The organism is Companilactobacillus nodensis DSM 19682 = JCM 14932 = NBRC 107160 (assembly GCF_000615905.1).
Lineage (GTDB): Bacteria > Bacillota > Bacilli > Lactobacillales > Lactobacillaceae > Companilactobacillus > Companilactobacillus nodensis.
Map to the genome: position 1 here is coordinate 22840 of NZ_BAMN01000007.1, position 25799 is coordinate 48638.

24 protein-coding genes and 2 pseudogenes are annotated in these 25799 nt (G+C 38.0%); 5 read left to right on the forward strand and 21 right to left on the reverse strand.

Going from position 1 to position 25799, the window contains the following annotated elements:
* Position 1: 1 nt before the first annotated feature.
* From JCM14932_RS06470 to JCM14932_RS06485, 5 genes and pseudogenes are all read right to left on the reverse strand, one after another.
* Entirely contained in the window at positions 2-988 is a 987-nt protein-coding gene (locus JCM14932_RS06470) for a thiamine pyrophosphate-dependent dehydrogenase E1 component subunit alpha (protein ID WP_034542761.1), read from the reverse strand.
* An 18-nt stretch (positions 989-1006) separates the two neighbouring features.
* Positions 1007-2425 carry a dihydrolipoyl dehydrogenase gene (lpdA, locus tag JCM14932_RS06475; protein ID WP_025024173.1) on the reverse strand — a complete coding sequence of 473 codons (1419 nt, stop codon included), beginning with the start codon at positions 2423-2425 and terminating at the stop codon, positions 1007-1009.
* Positions 2409-3062 (reverse strand): annotated as a pseudogene (locus JCM14932_RS17035) (butyrate kinase); the annotation flags it as partial. The pseudogene JCM14932_RS17035 and the gene lpdA, both read right to left, overlap by 17 nt.
* Positions 3063-3177: 115 nt before the next feature.
* The gene (locus JCM14932_RS17040) at positions 3178-3510 is read right to left on the reverse strand and encodes an acetate and sugar kinases/Hsc70/actin family protein (RefSeq protein ID WP_235700542.1); all 333 of its coding nucleotides are present in this window, start codon (positions 3508-3510) and stop codon (positions 3178-3180) included.
* Between the two features lie 14 nt (positions 3511-3524).
* Positions 3525-4352, reverse strand: coding sequence for a phosphate acyltransferase (locus JCM14932_RS06485; RefSeq protein ID WP_034542764.1), 828 nt, complete (start codon positions 4350-4352; stop codon positions 3525-3527).
* 210 nt (positions 4353-4562) lie between these two features.
* Here JCM14932_RS06485 and JCM14932_RS06490 point away from each other — a divergent pair, with 210 nt between their 5' ends.
* Positions 4563-6008 carry an amino acid permease gene (locus tag JCM14932_RS06490; RefSeq protein WP_025024175.1) on the forward strand — a complete coding sequence of 482 codons (1446 nt, stop codon included), beginning with the start codon at positions 4563-4565 and terminating at the stop codon, positions 6006-6008.
* Between the two features lie 80 nt (positions 6009-6088).
* Here the strand turns inward: JCM14932_RS06490 and JCM14932_RS06495 are convergent, their stop codons facing one another.
* Positions 6089-6520: a MarR family winged helix-turn-helix transcriptional regulator gene (locus tag JCM14932_RS06495; protein ID WP_025024176.1), complete on the reverse strand. Its 432-nt coding sequence runs from the start codon at positions 6518-6520 to the stop codon at positions 6089-6091.
* Positions 6521-6645: 125 nt separating this feature from the next.
* On the opposite strand from JCM14932_RS06495, the gene JCM14932_RS17625 reads away from it, so the two are divergent.
* Both JCM14932_RS17625 and JCM14932_RS17630 read left to right on the forward strand, forming a co-directional pair.
* On the forward strand, positions 6646-7530 hold the full coding sequence (locus JCM14932_RS17625) for an MFS transporter (protein WP_051528073.1): 885 nt from the start codon (positions 6646-6648) through the stop codon (positions 7528-7530).
* Positions 7458-7997, forward strand: coding sequence for an MFS transporter (locus JCM14932_RS17630; protein WP_369342791.1), 540 nt, complete (start codon positions 7458-7460; stop codon positions 7995-7997). Before JCM14932_RS17625 ends, JCM14932_RS17630 begins: the two co-directional genes overlap by 73 nt.
* 30 nt (positions 7998-8027) lie before the next feature.
* On the opposite strand, the gene JCM14932_RS06505 is transcribed toward JCM14932_RS17630, so the two are convergent.
* Positions 8028-8504 carry a GNAT family N-acetyltransferase gene (locus JCM14932_RS06505; RefSeq protein ID WP_025024177.1) on the reverse strand — a complete coding sequence of 159 codons (477 nt, stop codon included), beginning with the start codon at positions 8502-8504 and terminating at the stop codon, positions 8028-8030.
* 125 nt (positions 8505-8629) lie between these two features.
* Between JCM14932_RS06505 and JCM14932_RS06510 the strand changes: the two genes are divergently transcribed.
* Together JCM14932_RS06510 and JCM14932_RS06515 are read left to right on the forward strand one after the other, a co-directional pair.
* Positions 8630-8914, forward strand: a complete 285-nt coding sequence (locus JCM14932_RS06510) for a hypothetical protein (protein WP_025024178.1) — start codon at positions 8630-8632, stop codon at positions 8912-8914.
* Between the two features lie 398 nt (positions 8915-9312).
* Positions 9313-10905 (forward strand): L-lactate permease, encoded by a 1593-nt coding sequence (locus JCM14932_RS06515; protein WP_025024179.1) that lies wholly within the window; start codon positions 9313-9315, stop codon positions 10903-10905.
* 36 nt (positions 10906-10941) lie between these two features.
* On the opposite strand, the gene JCM14932_RS06520 is transcribed toward JCM14932_RS06515, so the two are convergent.
* The 14 genes and pseudogenes from JCM14932_RS06520 to JCM14932_RS06585 all read right to left on the reverse strand — a co-directional run bounded on the left by JCM14932_RS06520 (position 10942) and on the right by JCM14932_RS06585 (position 25788).
* Positions 10942-11967: a quinone-dependent dihydroorotate dehydrogenase gene (locus tag JCM14932_RS06520; protein ID WP_025024180.1), complete on the reverse strand. Its 1026-nt coding sequence runs from the start codon at positions 11965-11967 to the stop codon at positions 10942-10944.
* The gene (gene pyrE, locus JCM14932_RS06525; protein WP_025024181.1) at positions 11967-12596 is read right to left on the reverse strand and encodes an orotate phosphoribosyltransferase; all 630 of its coding nucleotides are present in this window, start codon (positions 12594-12596) and stop codon (positions 11967-11969) included. The genes JCM14932_RS06520 and pyrE overlap by 1 nt, the downstream gene beginning before the upstream one ends.
* Before the next feature lie 8 nt (positions 12597-12604).
* Positions 12605-13297 carry an orotidine-5'-phosphate decarboxylase gene (pyrF, locus tag JCM14932_RS06530; protein ID WP_025024182.1) on the reverse strand — a complete coding sequence of 231 codons (693 nt, stop codon included), beginning with the start codon at positions 13295-13297 and terminating at the stop codon, positions 12605-12607.
* Between the two features lie 27 nt (positions 13298-13324).
* A complete protein-coding gene (gene pyrC, locus JCM14932_RS06535; protein WP_025024183.1) occupies positions 13325-14599 on the reverse strand; it encodes a dihydroorotase in 1275 nt (424 codons plus the stop codon).
* Positions 14556-15496, reverse strand: a pseudogene (locus tag JCM14932_RS14770) (aspartate carbamoyltransferase catalytic subunit). The gene pyrC and the pseudogene JCM14932_RS14770 overlap by 44 nt, the downstream one beginning before the upstream one ends.
* A 308-nt stretch (positions 15497-15804) precedes the next feature.
* Positions 15805-17235 (reverse strand): Na+/H+ antiporter NhaC family protein, encoded by a 1431-nt coding sequence (locus tag JCM14932_RS06545; RefSeq protein WP_025024184.1) that lies wholly within the window; start codon positions 17233-17235, stop codon positions 15805-15807.
* 23 nt (positions 17236-17258) lie between these two features.
* Positions 17259-18503, reverse strand: coding sequence for a tyrosine--tRNA ligase (tyrS, locus tag JCM14932_RS06550; RefSeq protein WP_025024185.1), 1245 nt, complete (start codon positions 18501-18503; stop codon positions 17259-17261).
* A gap of 359 nt (positions 18504-18862) precedes the next feature.
* On the reverse strand, positions 18863-19267 hold the full coding sequence (locus tag JCM14932_RS06555; RefSeq protein WP_025024186.1) for a hypothetical protein: 405 nt from the start codon (positions 19265-19267) through the stop codon (positions 18863-18865).
* Entirely contained in the window at positions 19245-19706 is a 462-nt protein-coding gene (locus tag JCM14932_RS06560; protein WP_025024187.1) for a LytTR family DNA-binding domain-containing protein, read from the reverse strand. The genes JCM14932_RS06555 and JCM14932_RS06560 overlap by 23 nt, the downstream gene beginning before the upstream one ends.
* A gap of 169 nt (positions 19707-19875) precedes the next feature.
* The gene (yihA, locus tag JCM14932_RS06565; RefSeq protein ID WP_025024188.1) at positions 19876-20457 is read right to left on the reverse strand and encodes a ribosome biogenesis GTP-binding protein YihA/YsxC; all 582 of its coding nucleotides are present in this window, start codon (positions 20455-20457) and stop codon (positions 19876-19878) included.
* 54 nt (positions 20458-20511) lie between these two features.
* On the reverse strand, positions 20512-21759 hold the full coding sequence (clpX, locus tag JCM14932_RS06570) for an ATP-dependent Clp protease ATP-binding subunit ClpX (RefSeq protein WP_025024189.1): 1248 nt from the start codon (positions 21757-21759) through the stop codon (positions 20512-20514).
* A gap of 173 nt (positions 21760-21932) precedes the next feature.
* Positions 21933-23219, reverse strand: coding sequence for a trigger factor (gene tig / locus JCM14932_RS06575; RefSeq protein ID WP_025024190.1), 1287 nt, complete (start codon positions 23217-23219; stop codon positions 21933-21935).
* Positions 23220-23440: 221 nt separating this feature from the next.
* Positions 23441-24631 carry an elongation factor Tu gene (tuf, locus tag JCM14932_RS06580; protein WP_025024191.1) on the reverse strand — a complete coding sequence of 397 codons (1191 nt, stop codon included), beginning with the start codon at positions 24629-24631 and terminating at the stop codon, positions 23441-23443.
* A 206-nt stretch (positions 24632-24837) separates the two neighbouring features.
* On the reverse strand, positions 24838-25788 hold the full coding sequence (locus tag JCM14932_RS06585) for a tetratricopeptide repeat protein (RefSeq protein ID WP_025024192.1): 951 nt from the start codon (positions 25786-25788) through the stop codon (positions 24838-24840).
* Positions 25789-25799 lie beyond the last annotated feature (11 nt).

Consider the following 25799-nt stretch of genomic DNA (forward strand, 5'->3'; position numbering starts at 1 on the left):
CTTACTCCTCTTCATAAATGTGCGTCATTAATTGATCTGAGGCCGGATTCGGCATTTCTTCTGCTTCCTCAGTTGCTTGATTGATTTTTGCTTCTAATTCTTTTTTGATACTTGCTAGTTCAGCTTCACTGAGGACTTTTTCAGACAATAACTGTTTCTCCATCAACATTACACAGTCGTTCTCTTTCATTTCAGCAATATCGTCCGGTGTACGATAGACTCTCTGATCATCATCGGATGAATGAGCTGTCAAACGATCGACTAACATTTCGATCAGTGTAGATCCATTACCATTTCTGGCATTGTCAGCAGCTTCTTTGAAAGCTAGATACGTTTCCGCAAAATCACGTCCATTAACTTGCTTACCGAATATTCCATAACCAGTTGCACGGACAGACAAGTCTTTAACACCGAATTCTTCTGCATTTGGAGTCGAAATGGCATAACCGTTATTCTCAATTACAAACACCATTGGTAACTTCTGGACTCCCGCAAAGTTCAATGCTTCATGGAAATCTCCCTCTGCAGTTGAGCCCTCACCAGTAGCTGTCAAAGCAATTGCTTTGCTGCCATCGATCTGCATTGCCAAAGCTACACCAGTCGCAACCGGATATTGAGTTGTGACAGTTGAACTGAATGGCACAATATTGTGTGCTCGATCACCGTAGTGATTAGGCATCTGACGACCATGAGAAGATGGATCATCAGCTTTACCAAGTGAACCCATCAGAATATCCTTGGCACTCATGCCCCAAACCATCACTGCTGCCATATCACGGTAATAAGGCAAGAAATAATCTTTATCATGCTCAAAAGCTAACGCCATTGCCACTTGTCCAACTTCTGCACCTTGTCCAGAAATATTAAAAGTTGATTTACCGATACGATTAAGCTGCCACAAACGCTCGTCTAGCATACGTGCTTCTTTGACCATTCGGTATGCTTGTATCAACTCATCTTTTGTTAGTTGACTATCTTTTAGTTTCATCGCTATAACTCCTATCGATTATTTGTTTAGTGAATTACCATTGATATCTCGAGCAGCCTCCATGATCACTTCAGAAAGCGACGGATGAGGATGCACAGTTTCACCAATTTCTTGTGGTGTAGCATTCAGATAAATTCCTAATGCCGGTTCACTGATTAAGTCTGTCGCATGTGGACCAACAATGCTTACACCGATCAAGTCGTCATTATCCTTGTCAGCAAAAACTTCTATCTGACCAATTGATTCACCCATGATCATCGACTTACCGTTAAACTTGAAATCGAATTGTCCATGATCAGCCTTAACCTCGTGACCATTAGTGCCATCAGTAATTCCAACACTAGCAATTTCTGGATACGTATAAACCCCACGAGGGATGTTGTCATATTTCAATGGTGTAACATCGTGTTCTAATATCTTCTCAACTGCAATCTCAGATTCTGCGGCAGCCACATGTGCCAACTGAAGGGTTGGAATCACATCGCCTACTGCATAGATGTTCTCAGCACTTGTTTGGAAAAACTCATTTACTTTTATCCCACGCTTGCCATATTCAACTCCGGAAGCTTCAAGACCGATATTCTCAATATTTGGACGTCTACCAACTGCCACTAGAATTTTTTCGGATTTAATTTCAGTTTTTTCTCCGGCCTTGTCCGCAATTATTTTTGTCTCACCATCACTGACTTCAACTGATTCAACTTTGGTAGATAGCAATAAATTAATTCCCTGTTTTTCAAATTCAGCTTTTAGTTGACTGGAAATTTTTTTACTTTCGTTAACGATCAATCTGTCTTGGAATTCTACAATAGTAACTTTGACACCCATCCATTTGAGTAATGACGCCCATTCGACACCGATAACTCCGCCGCCGATAATAGTGATCGACTTCGGCAATGTTTCTAATTCCAAAATTCCGTTAGAAGATAAAATATTTATTTCATCCACATTGATGTTGGGCAAACTAGCTGGTCTTGAACCTGTGGCAATCAAAACATTCTTCGGTGTCAAAATAATTTCATCAGCATCACCCTCTGGCTTGATCATTACTGAGCCCGATTTAGGAGTAAAAATCGATGTCCCTAGAACACTACCCTCACCTTGGAAGTAATCAATCTTGTTCATTTTGATCAATGCCGCAACACCGTTACGAAGATTACTAACGATCTTGTCTTTACGCTGTTTGATCTTCAAAAAATCAACTTGATATTCGGCATCAGTTTCAATTCCAAATTCTGAAATGTTCTTGAATTCTCGAATTGCCTGCGCACTCTTCAAATATGCCTTGGTAGGAATACATCCACGATTTAAGCAGGTTCCACCGACCAGATCACGTTCGACTAACGCAACATTCAAACCCTCTTTGGCAGCTTTGATGGCTCCGGAATATCCACCGATTCCACCACCAATTACGACTAGATCATATTCTTTTGGCATGTGCTAAAGCCTCCGATTCCTTTTGATAGTTTTTTACATCTTCGGTTCCAGTTAATACTCTCTGTGCTCCTAGATTCAGTGCCTGCATTTCCATTTCTCCAGGAATAACTACTACATCAGCAATCCATTTATTTTTTTGTGTCAGCGCTTTCTTCAAAGGCACAGAATACGCCAAACCACCGGTCAAAATTACCATATCTACTTCTCCCTGTAATACCGCAGCTTGTTTACCGATTTCTTTGGATATTTGATAGACCAAACTATCAAAAACTAATTTGGCATATTTGTCACCCGATGTAATTTTTGCTTCAACTTCACGCAGGTCATTGGTGCCTAAATACGAAACCAAGCCGCCAGTTTGCGTAATCAACTTTCTCATCGTTTCTCGATCTGTTTGATGATCAAAAACATAATCAACCACACTCATAGCACTGACCTGACCAGTTCGATTAGGTGCGAACGGACCTTCACCATCCAATCCGTTATTAACATCGACTACCTTACCGCGCTTATGTGCGCCGATACTAATACCGCCGCCGAGATGCGCCACAATAACATTAGATTCAGCATATTTTTTGTTGATATTTTTCAGAGCTTCTCTAGCAACGGCTTTTTGATTCAGAGCATGGAACACGCTTCGCCTCTCTAATCCCTTGAATCCACTAAGATATGCAACTGGTTCAAATTCATCGACACTACCGGATCAACAATGAAAGCTCTCTTTTGAAGTTTCTTAGCAAAATAATCAGAAATTATGGCACCAAGATTGGAGCATGTATACCAAACTTACCCGACCGCAAGTCTTCTATCATTGCCGTATCTACTTCATAAGTTCCGCCAGGAATGGGCCGCATCAGCCCTCCTCGACCGACAAATGCATCGATGCTATTCAAATCAATATTATGAGCTGTAATATATTCTTCAATTTTTTGTATGCGAAACGGTTCTTGCTCAACTAAACTGTGAAACTTTAATATTTCATGATTTTCATGTTCAATATTTTGATTCAACACACATTCATTATCAGCAAACAATGCAATTTTGGTCGAAGTTGAACCTGGATTAATAATCAGTGTCCTTATCATAGATTTATACCTGCTTAAATAGTTTTTAAAGCAAATTTCAGTGATAATATTTTGTTTTCGAGTGAATCACCACGAGATGTTAAGACGATTGGAACCTTAGTTCCCACAATAATTCCACCAACTTTAGCATTGGCAAACATTGTTAGTGACTTGTACAAGACATTACCGACATCAATATTAGGAACTACCAAAACATCAGCATCCCCTTGTATCGGTCCGGTAAACTTCTTTTCCTCCGCAATTTCTTTGGATAAAGAAATATCTAGCGAAAGTGGACCATAGACAATTGCGTCAATTTTTTTATCTTGATAGTACTCAGTTAAATCTTTAGCTTTGACCGATGAAGGCATTTTGGGATTAAAATTCTCCGCTGAGCTCAACAACGATACTTTGGGTGATTTAATACCGATCGAATGCGCTACGTCGATGGCATTCTCAATTATCAATCGTTCCTGATCAATATCAGGATCTATATTCATTGCTGCATCCGTCAGCAACACCGGCCGATTCAATGCTGATATCTCAATAATCGACACGTGAGACAGTAATTTCTTTTGAACCAAGCCATATTCTTTTTTTAAAACTTCCTTCAAAATCGTATGTGTCTGAACTAATCCTTTGAAGATAACATTCGCACCGTTCAGGACATCGTTGACTGCCAACCTGACCGCCTCTTCGTCAGAATCAGCTTCGATATATGATACATTGCTCCAAAAATGATATTCAGGTTTATCGACTCCAAATAAGTCAAAGGATATATTGTCATCATGGAAACTATCTACTAGTTCAAAAATTTTAAAGTCGTTTGCTCCCGCAATCGAAATCCGGATTTTATTACTCACTTCGGTTACCTCACAATTTCTATACCAATTTTTAAAAGATAAGATTTTTTCACAATATACTGTTTCTTATATTTCACCGACAGTATACATGAGTCTATTCATGTAGGCAAATAAAAGCTATTATAAAAAATAATATTCCGGTCATATTTGTTGACTTTCACAATTTATACCAATTATACTTTAGATGAAAAAATTCAAGGAGGAGGCGTTATGGAAATTGCAAAGTTATTAGCCAAGAAGAAGTTTGAAATAAAATATACTAAGGACGAAGACTCGTTGAGCCGAGATCTTAGTGCTTGGGGACTGACCGCAATGGGTGTCGGTGCGATCGTTGGTGCCGGAATATTCATCACACCTGGTATAATTGCGGCTAATTATGCTGGTCCCGGTACAATGTTTGCCTATATTCTCTCCGCTGCTGTCTGTGCATTAGCGGCACTTTGTTATTCGGAATTTGCTTCAACCATTCCGGTTGCTGGTAGTGCTTATGCCTACGTTTATACGGTTTTTGGTGAATTAGTTGCCTGGATCATCGGTTGGGCATTAGTTTCAGAGTACTTGTTTGCTGTCTCATCGGTAGCGGTTAGTTGGTCAGCATATTTTCAAAGCTTGTTATCAGGATTTGGGATCAACCTGCCCGACTTCCTATCAGTCTCCATGGGGACACCAGGTAAGAGTGGTGGTGTCAATATCATTGCCGGTATGATCACCTTAATAATCGGCTTCATTCTGGCAAAGGGCATTAAAGAATCCACGAAGTTGAATACGATCCTAGTCGCAACCAAAGTTATCGTTATTTTACTTTTTATTGCAGTCGCAATATTCTACATTAAACCTGCCAACTACAATCCATTGTTGCCATTTGGCTTCAAAGGTGTCTTAGCTGGCTCAGCCGTTGCATTCTATGCGTATATCGGATTTGATGCCGTGTCAACTGCATCTGAAGAAGTTAAGAATCCTCAGCGTGATATGCCGATCGGTATCGTATCATCCCTAATGATAGCGTCGGTCCTCTATGCTGCAGTAGCTGCTGTTCTAGTTGGTGTAGTTCACTACACTAAGTTAAATGTTGCTGACCCCGTCGCATATGCATTACAATTGATGAACCAAAATTGGGTGGCCGGTATTGTCTCATTTGGTGCTGTTGCCGGTATGACGACCGTATTACTGGTAATGTCATATGGTGGTACTCGTTTGATTTTTGCCATCAGTCGTGATGGATTATTACCCAAGTCTCTCTCAAAAATTAATAAAGAAACCCACGTACCTGTTTTTAATACTTATACTTTTGCAATCTTAGCAAGTTTGGTCTCAATGTTTATACCATTGGAAAAAATCGCGGAATTGGTTAATATTGGGACCCTGTTCGCATTCTCAACTGTTTCTATTGGTGTCGTCTTCTTAAGAAGATTGGACAACTACGATGAATTGCCAGCTGGTTTCAAAGTTCCACTTTATCCATACATTCCTATACTTTCATTCGTCATGTGTGTTGTCTTGATGACTCAGTTACAAGCCGTAACTTGGATGGTCTTCGCCGCTTGGTTCACCTTCGGATTGATCATCTACTTCACCTACGGATATCGCCATAGCCACCTCCACCAAAAGTCAGACAATGATGACGATCAAGATTCTGATATTGAACCAACAATTTAATTAGTTAACAAAAAATACGCCTGAATTATGTATGAAATACATAACTCGGGTGTATTTATTATCGTTGCTTGTTTAGTTATTCAATTATTTTCATGGTAATTAACTAAAAGCATTTCAAAAAGTTCCTGTAATTGTCCATTATTATCCAGATTTGCCAACATGACAATTTCATTTAACTCGTGGAAAACTTCATTAACTTGCTGCGCAGCATCTTCACCCTTGGGCAACAAAAAAAGCCGTTTTTGATGTGAATCGTTAGGATCAACACGACGAATGACTAAATCTTGTTTTTCAAGTTTCTTAATCATATTTGTCAAAGTGGCGGGCTGAACATTTAAGTACTTCGCAAGGCTCACTTGATTTGTCCCTGATTTCTGGCTCACATAATGCAACAATCGTGCATGATCCATACGGATACCTAGCCCGCTTAGCCGTTGATGAATGATTTTACCCTCTAATTGCCCAATCTGATAAATAAGTTCCGCTGTTGTAACTAAATGATTCTGACCCATAATATCATCACCTTCAATATTGTATTTAAAACTTAGAATAATTGACTAAAAAATACGACCGTTGTATGATAACAGCATTCAAGTTGTACTTACAACTTGAGAAATTATTTGGAGGCGTGTCTTTTGTGACAAAATCCTATCATGTAAGAACAATCTTAACAATTTTCACACTTGGAGCATTTATTACTATACTCAATCAAACACTATTATTTACAGCATTCCCTGACATCATGAAAACTTTTTCGATTAGTGGCAATACTGTTCAATGGTTAACAACTGCTTATATGCTAGTAAACGGCGTTTGTATTCCAGTTACCGCTTATTTGATCGGACGTTTCAATACTCGTCAGTTGACCCTCTTTGCCTTAGGTACTTTCTCACTGGGAACACTACTGTCAGCCATTTCTCCTGCTTTTAGTCTATTACTGATTTCTCGACTCATTCAAGCAATTGGCGCTGGCATTATTATCCCATTAATGCAGGTTGTTATGTTTACAATTGTTGCAAAAGAAAAGCACGGAACAGTAATGGGTATCATCAGTTTGACAACTGGTTTTGCTCCACTTATAGGCCCAACTGTCGCTGGTTTCATTATTAGTCATTTGTCATGGAGATATCTTTTTTGGTTAGTACTACCGATTGGAATCGGATTAACTATCGCAACATTTTTTTGTATGCAAAATGTAGGAACAGTCAATAAACGTCAACGACTAGATTATTCATCTGTCACTTATTCAACTCTTGGGTTTGGATCATTGCTCTACGGAACAGGTAGCCTTAATTCAAATATAAAGTTAGGAATTTTATTTATCATCATTGGCTTTCTATTTATCGTCATTTTCATTCATCGCGAAGCGCAATTAAAAAAGCCAATGCTAGACTTCAGTATTTTCAAAAATCGTCAATTCTCTATATCACTTGTTCTGGTAGTTCTATCATTCATCATCTTAATTGGTCCACAGGCTATTGTACCTACCTTATTCAATCAGCAATGCATCACTCAGCTTTGACCTCAGCCTTTGTTTTACTACCTGGGGCGATTGCCAGTGGCTTAACCTCATTAGTTGCAGGACATTTATATGATCGTATAGGTGCAAAAATTCTTGGACTTGTCGGTAGTCTAACCGTAGCAATTTCAATGATTCCATTCTTGTTTCTAAATATTCATAGCTCATTAATTATGATGGCCATTTGCTTAATTTTCAAAATGATTGGGAATGCTCTCGTACTAACACCCCTAACAACTGAAGCATTGAATGTACTCCCAAATCCATTATTGAAACACGGGACTGCAATGGTCAATACGCTTCGTCAAGTAGGTGGTTCCATTGGGACGGGCATCTTAGTCGCTATTCAGACCTTTTACAGCACAAGGTCTCCATTCATTGGAGCTCGAGCATTTTTTATGGGTATAGTTTTGATTAGTATATTACGTTTCCTACTGATTTTGATGTTAAAACAAACCAAACACGCATAAGAAATTATTTTAACTGTATCCAAGACATATTTACTTTAGCTTCATTGTTAGACGAACCATATCCTTTAAAACAAAACCGTCAAACGTCAAATACTTATCAATGACTTTTCTTGAATAATTATTAGTGAAGAAGTCCTTATCTATCCAACTCATTCTGAAACCAACTTTTTGATATACATGCAATTGCTGATAAGAATTGCTTCCGGTACCAATTTCTAACGTGTTGTAATCCGCTGCCTTAGCACTAGCAATCATCTTCTCAAGAATCATTGTCCCAATTCCTAGGTTCTGCTGTTCTGGTGCCACGGCAATATTGACGATTTCCAATGTTTCGGGACGTGTCGGTAACATCGCAACGATTCCGACCAACTTGTCCAAATTCAACACTTCAAAAACGGTCGAACGTTTGATATAACTATCAACTATCTCCTTAGATGGATCAGCGTCTAGCAATAACTTATAATCGTCTTCACTGATTTCTTCAGCCTGTCTATACTCTAGATTCATTTCAAATTCTCCCCAAAAACTGTGGTTAAATAAAAATTTTAAAAAAACATTACTCATATCTATTAAACTACTCTATCATAGTAAATGCATAGAAATATGGAAAACGCTTTATGGAGGGGAACCGTATGAAAGAATTCATGAATTTTTTTGACTGGTATACTAACTATTTTGTCGAAATAAAAACAGCTTCCGAAAATCTTATTGATCCCAGAAAAATAAAAGGTATAGATAAACTAGGGAAAGTCTCTACCAATGGTAACAATGATGCTTGGCATCTAAAATCAAAGATGGACGAAGAAGATTTGCATCGTCACCTATCAGAAATATTAAAATCCGAAACCAACATTGACCCAGAAACAGAAATGACGCTGACTAAGGGTATTGACGGTGGACCAATGCAAATGTTATAGCAATAATTGTGCCAAAAGTATCTTCAAAAAATTTTTTTGAAGATACTTTTTTAATTTAAATATTTGTGAAAAAAAGCACTTATTATTAAATCAATCTTATTTAACAACTTGAGAAAATTAAAAATTAGAAAAATATTGTGAAATTAGTTTGCGATTACATTAGCGATGCATCAATGTTTTCACAATAATAATAATATGTTAATATTAAGCAACACAATTTGTGTTTATAAGTCATTTAGGACCTCAAAGTATTTCTCCCCAACTAAATAGCTAGGAAGATACATTTTGAGGTTCTTTTTTCAAAATGGCATATGCAGTTAGTACGATGTACAATATGAAACGTTCAAAGAACCTTATACTGCATTCAATCACAATTTAATAATTCGGGGGATTTATCTATGATACTTGTTGCACTTTCAGCAGTAATCTTACCCATGATCCTTTTGGGAGTACTCAATTTACCGGCAACCAAAGGGATGTCGATCAGCGCCATTGTTGTAATGATACTGGGCGCCACATTTTGGAAAATGGATACCAAAATTTTAATTGCTTCGATTTTTCAAGCGATCCATAAGTCACTTCCTATCATCTGGATCTTATTCGGAGCACTGGTAATGCTCAAGACTCTGGAACATACCGGAGCCATTACTAGGATCAATATTGGTTTCGAAAAATTATCATCCGATATGCGCGTGCAAACTGTTTTGATCGCATATTTATTCGGAGGATTAATTGAAGGTGTTTCCGGCTTCGGAACTCCAGCCATGGTAACTGCCCCACTTATGATTGCCCTGGGATTCTCACCAATGGCATCAGTGACCTTAGCTTTGGTAGCTGATTCGACTCCTGCTGCCTTCGGTGCTGTCGGAACTCCACTAACAGTTGGTTTAAGTAACGTTAATGATGCTCCTTCATTTTTAAACACTGTCGGACAAAGCCTAACTAGGATTGACTTATTTGCTGGCTCATTAATGCCTACAATATTAATCTTCCTACTAGTATTTCTATTCAGTCCGAATAAACAAAACCGTCTCAAAAATTGGCTAGAATTCTTGCCATGGACATTATTATTGGGAATCTTATACAGCGTCATCGCCTTATTATCTGCGGCATTTGTAGGTTACGAATTTGTTTCGATTCTATCACCATTTATAACGATTATTATCGCCATTATCTCAATTAGATTTAAGTTTTTGATACCAAAATCCAGCTTTATAACACCTTGGACTATGAAGCAACAAAGTGACACAGTCGAAGAAACTTCCGATATGCCATTGATCAAAGCCTGGTCTCCATACATTATCGTCGTAGTTATGTTGCTACTATCAAGAGTTATTGAACCACTCAAAGTCTTTCTAACGACATTCTTAAACCTTTCTTGGAAAAACATTTTTGGCTTCAAGGGTTTAAACTCTGATTGGGAGTTCTTGTATTCACCGGGGACCTTACTGACGATCGCCGTTATCTTAGGATTACTGATTCAAGTAAGATCAATCAAGAGCTTTGTACCAACCGGAATAAAAGTCATCAAGTCAATGAAATCAACTGCTATCGCCTTGATCGTCACTTTGGTCATGGTTCAAGTGTTCACCAATTCCAATTACAACAGTGCTGATCTTGAAAGTATGCCGATGTATATCGCCAATTTCATCTCTAAATACTTCTCAGCAGGTTGGATCTTCATTGCACCATTCCTTGGTGCCTTAGGTTCATTCGTTACCGGAAGTACCACCGTCTCCACATTGACTTTCGGGCAAATTCAATCAGATATTGCCAGCAACGCCCATATTTCACAACAAATCGTCTTATCGGCTCAATTGATCGGTGCCGCTGCCGGGAACATGATCTGTGTTCACAATATTGTGGCAGTAAGTTCACTCGTAGGATTGAATGGACAAGAAGGAAATATCTTACGTAAAACGTTAGCCCCAGCATTCCTCTATTGTTTACTAGTCGGAATCATCGGATTCATTTTCATTTCAATATTCTAAGAAAATAAGAGCTTGCGGAAAAAATTCCGCAAACTCTTATTTAATTTCAGCCATCATTTGTTTTTCAGATAAATAACGATTGATCCGCTCGATCATTGTTGGACCTTCATAGATGAAGCCCGTATACACTTCAACTAGTGTTGCTCCAGCTTCTAATGCTGTTTGTGCATCTTCGGGTGTGAATACTCCACCAGAATAGATGATTGGCATGTCAGGGAATTCACTGTGAATCAACTTAGTCATCGCAATTGATGTTTCAAAAATTGGCTTACCGCTCAGTCCGCCGTTTTCTTTTTTATTAACAGATTGAAGTTTTTCACGTTTCATCCCGCTTGTATTAGTCAGAATGACTCCGTCTAACAATCCTTCAACTGCGTGCAATGTCGAAACTAATTCGTCAGTATCAATATCATTTCCAAATTTACAAAAGATTGATTCGTCGATTTCTAATTCTTTAATTCCAATTAATAACTCAGTGAGTAGTCCAACTTGTTGTAAAGTTGCTACTCCTTTTTGATTGGGACAACTGATGTTGAGAGCAATATAATCAGCTTCTTCATGGATATCTTTGACACTTTGAACCATTTCCGCAACTTTTCCAGCATCATTCAATCCGTGGCCGGGTGCGATGCTCAAACCAATTTTCACACCGTCGGCAGGATGTGCTTGTAAACGTGCCTTAGTTGTTGCAATGCCGTCATTATTCAATCCCATGCGATTGATGATCGCATGATTTTCAGGCAAACGAAATACACGTTTTTTCTTGTTACCTGCTTGCGCCTCTTTAGTAACACTACCGACTTCAACGAATCCAGCTCCTAAGGCGCCTAGACTGTTGTAGAATTCAGCTTTTTTATCAAAACCAGCCGCAATGCCGATTGGCGAATCAAAAGTTAAATTTTTGATCTTCACTTGTAAGTTAGGACGTTTTTTCGTATAAAACATCTTGCGAAGGATACCAGCATTATCGTTGAATATTTTCAAACCATCACCAACTAGGTGATGATCAACTTCAGGATCGACTTTAAAAATAAGTGGTCGTACATATTTATATAGATCCATTATTTGCCCCAACTTTCTGGTTCTTTGTACCATTGTTTTAATAGTTCCATATCTTCTGCTTCAACGTAGTTTTGTTCCTGAGCTACTTCGATCATTGTTGGGTAATTTGTTAAGGTAACTAATTTTGTGTCAGCGTCCGCAAAATTCTTCGTACTTTCAGGCAAGTTATAAGAGAAGATAGCTGCAGTACCGATCACTTCAGCACCAGCTTCACGAACGGCGTGGACAGCCTTTAAAATACTGCCGCCAGTAGAGATCAAGTCATCGATCAAGACAACTTTATCTCCCGCTTTGCAACGACCTTCAATTTGTCCTTTCTTACCATGGTCCTTAGGTTGTGCACGGACATAGTTTAGCGGCAAGTTAAGAATATTAGCTACGCCAGTGGAATGAGGAATCCCAGCAGTTGCGACACCACTGATAACTTCTACATCAGGATAGTTTTCTTTGATCAGATCAGCTAAGTCTTTGGCAATTTGTTGGCGGAATTTTGGATAAGCTATCGTCAAACGATTATCAGTATAAATCGGTGCGTGAATCCCACTTGCCCAGATGAAAGGACTCTTAGGATTAAGTGTCACCGCCTTGATATCTAATAACTCACTTGCAATATTCTTTGATACTTCGATTTTATCCATTATTTATTCCACTCCTTACAAATATTTTGATATGCAACATAACCATCATCAGCCTGAGTAATCGGACGTCCAACGACGATGCCGTCACTTCCAAGAACTCTGGCTTTGGCAGGTGTAGCCACACGTTTTTGATCTCCAACTTGGGCTGATTTTGGTCTGATACCTGGAGTAATACATAGGAAGTCTTCACCAGTTGCTTCTTTGATAAGTGGAACTTCTAGAGCTGACGAAATAACTCCATCAGCGCCGTTATCATAAGCTAATTTGGCTAGATGTGTAACGTAATCTTGAGATTGTAATGGAACTTGTAGTTCATTAGCTAGTTCAACTTGTCCAAGGGAAGTCAATTGTGTAACGGCTAATAACTTCGTATCAGTTCCATCAAGTCCTTCTTTGGCTGCGGCAATCATCTCAGCCCCACCAGATGCATGAACTGTTAACATTTGAACATCCCATTTGGCGATCATCTCGCAAGTTCTGCGAACTGTATTCGGGATATCATGCAACTTGAGGTCTAAGAAAATATTGTATCCACGGTTTCTGAGACTTCTAACAAATGGATAACCAAACTGACAGAACATTTCCAAGCCAATCTTCACAAAAAGATTCTCGTCCTTTGGAAACTGGCTCAAAAACTCAATACACTCAAAATCATCCGCAAAATCTAACGCAATTATTACTGGTTTCTTCATTACTACCTAGTACCTCCTCAAGTATTCTTACTCTGAATAAACTTCCTCACCATTCACAAATGTCTTCTCGATCTTACCGAAACAATTCCAGTCACTACCAACAAAAGGCGTGTTAATTCCTTTAGATAGGAAGTCCTCTTTTTCAAAATGATATTCTTCAAATAAATCAATTATGGTAAAGTCGGCTGACCTATCAAGCTGGATTTTACCAGCATCCAGTCCAAAAATCTCGGCTGGTCTACTAGACATAATGTCTAGTAGACGTTCTAGACTCATCATGCCGCTTTTGACAAATAACTTATGTATCAACGGAAATGACGTCTCGATCCCAGTTATTCCAAAAGCACTCTTTAATAATCCCTTATTCTTCTCGTCAACTGCGTGCGGCGCATGGTCGGTAGCTATCATGTCGATAGTGCCATCAAGTACACCAGCAATCAAAGCCTCTCGATCTGACTCACACCGCAGTGGTGGATTCATCTTATAATTAGCATTGTCATTAACAATATCTTGATCACTCAACAATAAGTGATGTGGTGTTACTTCACAGGTCACATTAATTCCTGCATCCTTAACGATTCGTATCAAGTTAACACTATCGGCTGTTGAAATATGGCAGACATGATAATGAACGCCAGATTCCTTGGCTAACAAAAGATCTCTGGCTAACTGTGATGTTTCCGCAACTCGTTCAATGGCTGGTAAACCTAGATTAATTGCTGTAGCACCAGCATTGATAACGCCTTTATTAAATAAATTTTGATCCTCAACATGAGCTGCCAAATGGCTGTTCAATTGAGCAATTCGTTGCATGGCATCAAACATTGTCTTAGCATTGTTAATTCCGTGACCATCGTTTGAGAAAGCAAACGCTCCTGCAGCCGCAAGATCTTCAAGTGGGCTTAGTTGATCTGATGTTTCCTCTAATGTTATGGGTGCATATTGTAATGTGTGAATCTTAGATTGCTTATTTAATTCCATTTGATGTTCGAACTTTTCAACATCGTCAGGTACAGGTACAACATTTGGCATTGCCCCAACTGTCGTAAATCCACCGTGGGCAGCAGCCGCACTACCAGTTTTGATAGTTTCCTTATGAACCTGTCCTGGTTCTCTAAAGTGAACGTGTACATCGACAAGGCCTGGAGCAACCAAGTTATGTTGAGCGTCGATTACTTCAGCTCCATCAAAATCGATCTCAGTTGCGATTTCCTTGAACTTACCATTCTCGATTAGAACATCCCTATCAACTAACTTCTTATCGTAATACAGCTTGGCGTTCTTGATTAGTTTCACTGTCAATTTTTGCTCCTTCGAGTACCGCTTCGATCATTGCCATTCTCATGTAAACACCGTTTGTCATTTGTGGGAAAATATACGACTTGTTGCATTCAACTACATCATCTGCAATTTCAACACCACGGTTGACTGGTGCTGGATGCATGATCATTGCATCTGGTTTCATCATTTCAACTCGGCGCATATCCATGCCGTATGTGTTGAAGTAATCTTCTTTGGAGAAGTTTTGATTCTCTTCTGAGCTTAATCTTTCGTGTTGTACTCTGAGTAACATAACAACATCCATCTCTTGGCAAAGTTCATCAACACTCATGTGTGATCCAATACCTTGGAACTCATCTGTGTACCATGAATCTAATCCACCAAACTCACTTCAGCACCTAATCGCGTTAAGATTTCAGCATTTGAATGTGCTACACGGGAGTGACTCAAGTCGCCGATAATGCCAACCTTTAGTCCATCAAAGTGACCGTAGTGTTCATAAATGGTCATTAAATCTAGTAGTGATTGTGAAGGATGTTGGCCAGTTCCATCTCCACCGTTGATGATGTGAATATTCATATTGTTATTAATAAGTTCTTCATAATATTTGTCTTGTGGGTGGCGAATCACAGCTACACTAGCACCGATACTTTCGACTGTCTTAACTGTGTCATAAAGGCTCTCACCTTTGGTTGTTGAAGAAGTTGAAGCTTCAAAAGCAATTTCCTTCATACCTAATTTCATTTCAGCTACTTGGAAACTTGACTTAGTTCTTGTACTGTTCTCAAAGAATAAGTTCATGGCGAACTTATCTTGACCAATTTCTGACTTCTTACCATTCTTGAAATCGATTGCGGTATCGATCAATCCATATACGTCTTCGTTTGTTAGATCTGACATTGAAAGTATGTGCTTCATTGCTTTTTCCTCCAAATTAAAAGGGACACTGTCAGATTCAGTGTCCCAAAGTTGGAGTTTACTCGTATAACCTTTGGGACCTCACTGGATCCGATTAAAAGTTGTCTTCTTTTATTTTTCATAATTTTTATTACGAAAACTGTATGTAACCTTTCAGGCCTCACTGGACTTGCTTAAAAGTTTTCGTTGGAAATACTATATGTTAATTCCAAATAATCGTCAAGAAAGAATTTAGTTTACGGCTAACAAAAAACGACTTTCAAACTGTTATATCAGTCATGAAAGTCGTTTTATTTTATTTTTTATATTTAATTATTAGTATCTAAGGCTGGCTTTTTAAAAGAAAATTTCTTTTCGTTGGCCTCTGTATCTTTTACGTAACTCTTACCAAAGACAAACGCAAAGATAACAGTCAATAATGGGTTCATCCATACGTAGAATGCAAATGGAATAAAGGCAAATGGACTTACGCCTAGAATACCTGAGATGAAGATACCACTAACGCCCCATGGAACTAGCGCATTGATATCGGCACCACCACTAGCCAACACACGTGATAAGTATTGAGGTTGAATACCTAACTTCTTGAAGTTATCACGGAAAGTAGTTCCGGGAAGAATAATTGAAATGTATTGTTCACCAACTAGGAAGTTAACACCGATAGCACTAAGCATTGAAGCACTGACCAACTTACCCGGTGTATTAACTTTGTTGCTCAACTTACCGATTAAATTCTCGACTACACCAAGCTTTAGTAAGACACCACCAAGTGTTAAAGCAACTAGGATAAGTGAAATACTGTCTAACATACTTGAGACACCACCACCACTGACGATAGCATTGATCTGCTTGTCAGATGAGTTTAACTTGAATCCTTGCATGATAACGGTACTGATTGTTTTGAATGATGTGTGGTTAATGAACATATCCATGATGATAGCTGTTAATGAACCACTCAACAATGTTGGAATTGCAGGTACTTGCATTATGGCACAACCAATCAAAACAATGATCGGTAATAACATCCAAGGAGATACGAAGAAGTTTGCTTGCAATGCATTCACAATGTGATGAACAGAACTCATATCAACTTGACCATTACTGTGGCCGATGAATAAAAAGATAATTGCGGTTACTGCGGCAGAAATCAATGCCGTATGAGAAATTGTTCTGATATGACTGAAGACGTTCTTAACACCAGCAATACCAGTAGATAAATTAGTTGTTCCAGATAGTGGCGACATATTGTTACCAAACAATGATCCGGAAACGATCGAACCTGCTACTAGAACCGCATCAATGCCCATAACGTGTCCAATACCCATGAAAACAATTCCCAAAGTTGAAATGGTAGTGAACGAACTACCAACTATAACACCAACTAAACAACAACTTACAAAAACTGTGAATAAGAAGAAATGTGGATTGAGAATTTCTAATCCGTAAACCATGATTGTCGGAATAACTCCGGAGATCAACCATGATGCGACCAGAACTCCGATCATAACGAAAATAATCATCGGAATGATACCAGGCTTAACGCCGTCAACGATTCCCTCTTGTAACTCTGTCCAACTGAATCCACGGAACTTTCCGTAGAATAGCAATAGGGTAAATGTTAACAGAATCGGAACTTGTGGCGTCATACCGAAGCCGATCATCATCGTTCCTAGGATTCCAAACATTACTACCATAACAATTAAACTTTCTAATGTGCTTAGTCTTTTTTCTTTTCTCATATTATTCATCGCCCTAATTAAATTTATTTAATTAGGGCTAGGAAGTACTTTTTCTTACCACGACGGATAACGATGTATTTGCCATCAAATGAATCTTTAGGGTCGATCATTTCTGTTGTTTCAGTTAGTTTCTCCCCGTTGATTCTGATTGCACCGTTTTGAATATCTTCACGTGCTTGACGTTTTGACTTGTCGACATTAGCGGCAATCAATAAGTCTACCAAGTTGATCTCATCAGCTGGGATCTCTTCACTTGGTACACCACTGAAGGCTTGTGCGACTTCATCCGTTGTTAGAGCTTGAATTTCACCTGAGAAGAGAACTTCAGTAATTTTTTCTGCTGTTTTAAGTGCTTCTTCTCCGTGAACGAATTTAGTAACTTCTTCTGCCAAAGTTCTTTGTGCTTCACGTTTTTCAGGTGCTGTCTTAACTTTTTCTGCTAAAGCTGCGATTTCATCTTGGTTTAAGAAAGTGAATTTCTTAAGAAGGTTAATTACGTCTTTGTCATCTTGGTTGAACCAGAATTGATAGAACTCATATGGGGATGTCTTTTCAGCATCGAGCCATACAGCACCACCAGCAGTCTTACCAAACTTTGTACCGTCGGCTTTTAGTAGCAATGGAATCGTCAAAGCATAAACTTTGGCATCTTGACCTTCGGCCTTATGGATCAAGTCCAATCCGGCTGTAAGGTTACCCCATTGATCACCACCACCAACTTGTAGTTGAACATTGTGCTTACGATAAAGTGTTAAGAAATCTAGTGATTGTAAGATTTGATAGGTAAATTCTGTGAAGGAAATACCTGCTTCCAAACGACTTGAAATAATTTCCTTACCTAACATTGTGTTAACATTGAATAATTTTCCATAATCACGCAAGAAATCAAGAATTCCGATTGGTTCTGTCCAATCATAGTTATTAACCATTGTGAAATCTGTGAAAATTCTCTTAGCTTGATTGCTTAGAGCCTCAACGTTGTGATTGACTTGGTCCATAGTTTGCATTGGACGCTCAGCCTTCTTACCACTTGGATCACCAATTGAACCAGTAGCTCCACCAATAACGATATAAGGATGATGTCCAGCATCACCAAATCGTTTCAATGTCATGAATGGTAACAAGTGACCGATGTGCATTGAGTCACCTGTTGGATCCATTCCGCAATAAAGGGAAATGTCTTTCTCGTCGACTAACTTTCTTAAGCCCTCTTCGTCAGATTGTTGGTTGATCAAACCACGCCATGAAAGTTCATCAATAATGTTCATGTAAATATCCTCCTATTATTTTGCCCGAGTCGCTGGGAATAAAAAAAGCGCCCCTGCAGTATATGCAGGGAGCTAATTGCGCGGTACCACCCAAATTCAGATAAATAAATTATCTGCTCTTTACTCCAGTAACGTTGGACACGAAATTTCAACTTGGTATTTTATCAGATTACCCTGCATGACTTGCACCAACCGTCAATTCTCTTAACACTCAGGTAAATGATTACTTGTTGTGAAGCTGAAATTTAATTTATGTAAGTTATACTAACAGATGCTCAAAATAATGCAAGTGCTTTTTATTAAAAAAAATTTAATTTGTGTATATTTTTTTTAATTTAGCATAGTGCAATGAACCATCACTATAATTTATTTAATTTTTTAACTAAGCGTTTATTCTCATACTTCCGGTAAAAATAGAATGCCAAAATATGCATAAATAAATCTAGTAAAACAATTGCTAACCAATATGGAATGATCAAAGCAAACATTTCTTTTGATAATAAATACACGGAAATAAATCCACAGAAAAGATTGGCACTTGTTGTTGTAATAATATTAATTGGAGCTATCCAAGTTCCATAGTTCCACACATATGGATAGATAACTCCAAAAACTGTTGCAAACAACAATGCTATTCCGATAATACTCCAAAATGTATTTAGATTAACTGTTATATTTCCAAAGACAATATTCAAAATCCCTAATATCCAAATTATAGTTAAAAAAGTAGCTTGCATAAACTTATTCTTCAATTCTTTGAACACTAATCAATTCCTCCTTGAGCCTCTTAGCATAATGTCGGCTAACAATAAAACTTTGATTGCCTTTAGTGTGTACTTCCAAACGTGCATACTTACCAGTATTAAAATCAACTACTTCTGATAAATTAAGAATAACGGAATTATTTATTCTAAATAAATTTGCATTTGTAATTGCTTCAAATTTTTTAAGACGTCCATTAACATAAAAAACTTCGTTATTAATTGTATAAACTTTTGATAAATTATCCATAGCTTCGATTGACAAAACTTGCGAGCAGTTCAGCAATAAACTCCGGTTATTTTTAGGATTGATAACCTCAATATGTGCTTTGTCAGATAAAAAGGTTTTTAACTTATTTTTCAATTCATGATTTTTTGGATTAAGTTGAATACCAATTTCAGATAGCGAATACAAATCATCCCAATCAAAGTTAATCTTCATTAAATTTTTCTCCTTTCACACATAAATATACTTATTAGTGACTCAGACATCATCATATTTATCATTTGTTGCATTTTAATCCATTTAGTTGCAGTAATTTTAATCGTTATAATCAAGACATAACAAAATAACGCCACTTTGAGTAAACACTCAGAGTGACGTTTTTATATTACATATGATCTTCGATCCATGACCAAACTTCTTCTTTACCATACTTTGTTTCAGCACTAAATAACTGCAAATTATCGGTTTGATTGATTTGCATAGTCTTAGTTACCTTACTAATAGTCTTATTCCATTGATTACGTTTAATCTTATCCATCTTAGTGGCTACGACTAGCGTTGGAATGTGGTAGTAACTGACATACTGATACATCGATACATCGTCTTCACTTGGTTCATGTCGACCATCAACCAAAATAACCACGCCTTTTAAAACATGACGTGTTGTTAGATATTCTTCAATCATTGTTCCGAATTCTTCACGTTGCTTCTTAGACACCTTGGCAAAACCATATCCGGGAACATCAACCAAATATAATTGATCCTCGATATTATAAAAGTTTAGTGTCTGTGTCTTACCGGGCGTACTAGACGTTCTGGCAAAGCTTTTACGATTTATTAGTGTATTTATCAATGATGACTTACCAACGTTAGAACGGCCTAATAAGGCTATCTCAGGGTAGCCTTCATCTGGATACTGTCTTGAACTTACTGCACTCATGTTCATAGATACATTATTTACTTGCATAATTCACCTCAATGTAAGTATTTTATCATAAATCCTATAAAAAAAGGCCGCCTACTAGGCAACCTCTCCATCTTTAAGAATCAATTCTGGCTCTTTAACTTTACGAACAGCGTCTTTAGTAACTTTGACACGTTCAACATCCTTACGTCCAGGAATATCAAACATCGTATCAAGCATCGTCTCTTCAACAATCGAGCGCAAACCACGGGCACCAGTGTTACGTTCAATAGACATCTTAGCGATTTCTCTGAGCGCACCATCAGTGAATTGTAGTTCTACACCATCAAGTGATAACAATTCTTGATATTGCTTAATAAGGGCATTCTTTGGCTTAGTAAGAATATTAACCAAATCTTCCTCAGTAAGTTTTTCCAAAGCTGTAACGATTGGAATACGACCGATAAATTCTGGAATAATACCAAATTTCATCAAGTCTTCTGGGATGATTTGTTGCATCAAACTCTTTTCTTCGTCGATACTTTCTGATTGTTCAGCACCGAAACCAATTGTCTTATCGCCTAAACGGTTTTTGACGATTTGTTCGATACCATCAAAGGCACCACCAACAATGAACAAAATATTAGTTGTGTCGATTTGGATAAGTTCTTGTTGTGGATGTTTTCTACCACCCTGTGGTGGAACACTGGCAATTGTTCCTTCAAGGATCTTCAAGAGAGCTTGTTGAACACCTTCACCAGAAACATCACGAGTAATTGAAACATTCTCACTCTTCTTTGAAATTTTATCAATTTCATCGATATAGACGATACCATGCTCAGCCTTTTCTACATCAAAGTCAGCATTCTGCAATAACTTGAGTAAGATGTTTTCAACATCTTCACCAACGTAACCTGCTTCGGTCAATGTTGTAGCGTCAGCAATAGCAAATGGCACCTTTAAGATACGAGCTAAAGTTTGAGCTAAGAATGTCTTACCTGAACCAGTAGGTCCGATTAAGGCAATATTACTCTTTTGCAGTTCAGTATCCCCGTCTTTTGAGTGTTCCATTTCATTAATTCTCTTATAGTGATTATAAACAGCAACTGACAACGCACGCTTAGCGTCAGTTTGACCGATAACGTAATCATCAAGAATATGCTTGATTTCAACTGGTGTAGGAATATTATCAAGATTTAATGGTGCACTATCTTTTAATTCTTCATCAATGATCTCTTTACATAAATCAATACATTCGTTACAAATATAGACACCTGGTCCAGCAACGATTTTTTTAACTTGGTCCTGAGTCTTTCCGCAGAAAGAACAACTGATTGTACCTGTAGTTTCTGTACTATCAAACATATGCATTTTCTCCTTCAATAGTTCCGATACTTTGAAAGTCTAGCATTTAAGTTGTTGCTAGTAAAGTAATTAGTTTATACAGACTAAAAACACCAATCTCATCACCTACATAAACCATAACACACCCACAAAAAAAGAGACCTTACGGCCTCTTGATTCAAGAATAATCTAGATTACTTTTCTTCAGCTGAATCAACGATCAATTCAATTGCTTTCTTAGCAGCAATATCATGAGCTAACATGTCATCTGATAGTGCATTTCTAACAGCACTTTCTTCCATATTATATTCATCAGCCAATGACTTGATTTCATCTTTAATTTCGTCTTCTGAAGGTTTGATGCCTTCCTTAGCAACGATTGCTTCAATAACTAAGTCAGTTTCAACACGTTCTGCAGCATCCTTAGCAAATTGCTTCTTCAAATCGTCTTCGCTTGTACCTGTCATTTGATAGTACAACTTAGGATCGATTCCTTGACGACGTAAGTTAGCCAAGTATTGGTTCATTTGGTTGTCAACTTCTGTATCGATCATAGCTTGTGGTACTTCGTCGATCTTAGCATTCTTAACAGCGGCTGAGATTGCTTCTTCTTGGATAGCATCTTCAGCAGCTTGTTTCTTTTGATCCTTTAGTTCATCATGGATCTTCTTCTTAAGATCATCAAGTGTGTCAACATCTTCGTCAACATCCTTAGCAAAGTCATCATCTAACTTAGGCAATTCCTTTGTCTTAACTTCATGAATTGTTGTCTTGAAGATAGCATCCTTACCAGCTAATTCTTTAGCTTGGTAATCTTCTGGGAATGTAACTTTAACGTCAACGTCTTCATCAGCACTGTGGCCAACCAATTCGTCTTCGAATCCAGGAATGAATGAGTTTGAACCTAATTCAAGTGAGTAGTTTTGTGCGCTACCGCCGTCGAATTCTTTGCCGTCAACTGAACCAACATAGTCAATAACAACTGTGTCGCCATTTTCAGCTTTACCATCTTTAAGAACTAATTCAGCTTGTTGCTTTTGTAGTTCTTCAAGACGTGCATCAACGTCAGTCTTCATAACATTACGTTTTTGCTTCTTAACTACTAGACCTTTATAGTCACCAAGTTCAACTTCTGGTTTAACAGTGATTGTTGCACTGATAGCCCAAGGCTTGCCCTTTTCCATTGATTCAACATTAATTTGTGGTTGATCAACTGGTTCTACTTTTGTATCACTAACAGCTTGTTCATAAGCAGCAGGTAATACAGCATTCAAAGCATCTTCATAAAGTGCTTCTTCACCGTACATACGGTTAAAGATTTGGCGAGGTACGCGACCCTTTCTGAATCCAGGTACGTTCAAGCTCTTCTTTACACGATCAAAAGCAGTATCTAAACCTTTTTTAATAGTATCTTGGTCAATTTCAAATTTTAATTCACCAGTATTTTTTTCTTGTTTTGTAAATTTAGCCTTAGCAGACATTTTATCCCTCCGGTATATTTCACGATCTCATACTTTGTAATATTACCTTAAAATGGTGATATTGTAAATATTTGACGCTGATTCTAAGCCTTTTTCAGACATTACTTTAACATTATATGATACTTTTGTTACTTTTTATATAGAAATTATATAAAAAAAGAGCTGAGACGTATGTCTCAACTCAATTTTTAAGGTTTGTTATCATTAATTGATCAAAGAGATTAGTCTAAGATATCAGTAACAACACCAGCACCAACAGTACGTCCACCTTCACGAACAGTGAATCGTGTACCACTTTCAATGGCAACTGGAGCAATCAAGTCAACTTCAAAAGTTACTTGATCACCAGGCATAACCATTTCAACGCCATCTGGTAATTCGATAACACCAGTAACGTCAGTAGTATGGAAGTAGAATTGAGGACGGTAGTTTGAGAAGAATGGAGTATGACGTCCACCTTCTTCTTTAGACATGATATAAACTTCACCCTTGAACTTAGTGTGAGTTTGGATTGAACCTGGTTGTGCAAGAACTTGTCCACGTTCAACTTGGTCACGGTTAATACCACGAAGAAGAACACCAACGTTATCTCCGGCTTCACCAAGATCCAATGTCTTACGGAACATTTCTAGACCAGTAACAGTTGATTTTTCAACTTCTGGCTTCAAACCAACGATTTCAACTTCATCACCGACTTTAACTTCACCACGGTCGATACGACCAGAAGCAACAGTACCACGTCCAGTGATTGTAAATACATCTTCAACAGGCATCATAAATGGCTTGTCTGTTTCACGCTTAGGTGTTGGGATGTAGTCATCGACAATATCAAGTAGTTCTTCAACATGCTTGATTTCCTCTGGGTCACCTTCAAGAGCCTTCAAAGCTGATCCACGAACAATAGGTGTATCGTCCCCAGGATAATCGTATTCTGAAAGTAATTCACGTACTTCCATTTCAACTAAGTCAACAAGTTCGTCATCATCAACAAGGTCTGTCTTGTTTAGGAATACAACGATGTATTCAACACCAACTTGGCGAGCCAAAAGGATGTGTTCACGAGTTTGTGGCATAGGACCATCAGTTGCAGCAACAACAAGGATGGCACCATCCATTTGTGCAGCACCAGTGATCATGTTCTTAACGTAATCAGCATGTCCTGGAGCATCAATATGTGCATAGTGACGCTTTTCAGTTTCATACTCAACGTGAGCTGTGTTGATAGTAATCCCACGTTCTTTTTCTTCTGGGGCCTTATCAATATCAGCGTAGTCTTCAGCCTTAGCTAAACCTTTGTCAGCCAATACCTTAGTGATTGCGGCTGTAAGTGTTGTCTTACCGTGGTCAACGTGACCAATTGTCCCAATATTTACATGGGGCTTAGTTCTCTCATAATGTTCTTTTTCTGCCATTACAAAGAATCCTCCTAAAATTTCATTTCATAAGATTAATCCAAAGAAAATGTTCTTTAGATGGCTCTTTACTGAAAAATTATACTACTTTCAGTGGCGAAAGCAAAGTAATTCAGTATAACTCGCCTACTAAAAATATACTCTTTGGATTATACGGGGCGCGGTCAAAATTGTAAATACTATAAGCGAAAAAAGTTTATTTTATTTCACTGTTGAAAGGTATTTATTAAAGAATCGAATCTTTTTATCCATTTTTTAACCTCTGGAAGCTCCGGATCGTCCCCAACTAGAGACTCATCGAGTAAACCATACCGCAAAAGGAATACTCTTGTCCAGAGGCTTGGGCTTTTTATGATATCTTCTCCAAATGGATAGACCATTGCGGCGTATAAAGACAATTCACTTCGAATATTTTCTAGTTGAACTTCATTTTCACTATCCACAAGGATTTTTTCAAGCTCATCACACATTTCTAAGTAAATACTTGTTGATAATATTGGCTTTAGCTTGGACGGATTGAAAGTTTTATTTTCACCATAGAATGAAATATCTACTTCATCATCAATACCAAGCTTAAACAGATTCTCAACTGTTTCACTCTTTAACAGTGGATGTAATAAAGGATTACCTAGTAAACTGCGCGCACAATCCAGGTAATTCTTTCTGTCAAATTCTCTTAAACTTCTGATCAATTGAATCTGGTCAATAACAGGCTTTGTAACTATCGAATTCAATGCTTCTTCAATCCGCTTCATTCGTGGCTTAAATGAGCGAATATGCCTGTCCTCTGACAATCTCACACGTTTTTCAAAGTCAGTAATGAATGATTTTTCAATCGTTGATAATGGATTCGTTTCATAAAAATACAGCATCTGATTGGCCAATAAATAATCATTGTTTTCAATCACGATATCGGTTGCTAAACCGGCTGCTTCTGGATCACTCAAATAATAATTAAAATAATCTAAAATGACAGCCTCAGCCTCATCTGCTCTTTTTGAATTCAACAAAGAAGCGGCCAATCCTTGATTTATCAAAAAAGATTGTCGCAATCCATACGCCTGAGTATAAAGATCAGTCGCATCATCCCAATTGCCCTTATCATAGGCATCCTCTGCTTGATCCAATATGCGCTTTAGGTTATCTGAGTCGTCCATTAAAATACCTC